Here is a 615-nt window from a genome sequence, read left to right as displayed (position 1 = left end):
TACCATGAGCTCGCTTTAAACCGACGTGCTCTGTAAATTCACACAAATGCTCTGCAGTACCTACCGCGCCAGTGAACATACCCTCGAAGTTGGTGGTGAGTTTTAACCAGCTCTCATCGCTGATGTGCAGTCTTGACAGTATCTCAGCCGTTTTAGCATTAATAGCACCGCGTTTATCTTCTCTAATTACGCGTCCAGTTTCATCAACAAGTGTTAAGTAGTCTTTTAAGCAAAAAGCAATGCCAGCAGCTTTGTCTTTATGCTCATTACCAGTGAAAGGTAATAAAGCTGTAGGTTGCTCTCCTTTAATCGCTGCTTTGATACGCACTTGAATACTGGTATAGCTTGACTGCTCAGGCGTTGGAGCAATACCGGCACGAACAGGGTTTAGGTCTACATAAGCCATACAAGACAGTAATGCCGCTTCATCAAGCAAGGCTTGAGATTTAAAGCGTCCTTCCCAGAAATGGCCAGTACACTTATCTTCTTTATTGGCTTGCCTGGCAATAGGCTCGTTTAACGAGCGCATAAACCAACTGATATCGATGAGGCGCTGTTTATACACCTGTACTGTGTCTTCAACCATCTCCAATTCAAACTGCGTTAACGGTTGTT

The 615-nt window shown here is 44.2% G+C and carries 1 protein-coding gene; it reads right to left on the bottom strand.

Annotation, left to right across the window (positions count from 1 at the left end; genetic code table 11):
* Positions 1-615 (bottom strand): transposase (locus tag AC27H3_RS18070; RefSeq protein ID WP_487108109.1); only part of this gene is annotated, 615 nt, incomplete at both ends.

This window comes from Colwellia sp. NW0002-52-1 (assembly GCF_057550865.1).
The sequence above is the reverse complement of the archived record's forward strand: the minus strand, read 5'-3'. Positions and strand labels throughout refer to the sequence as shown.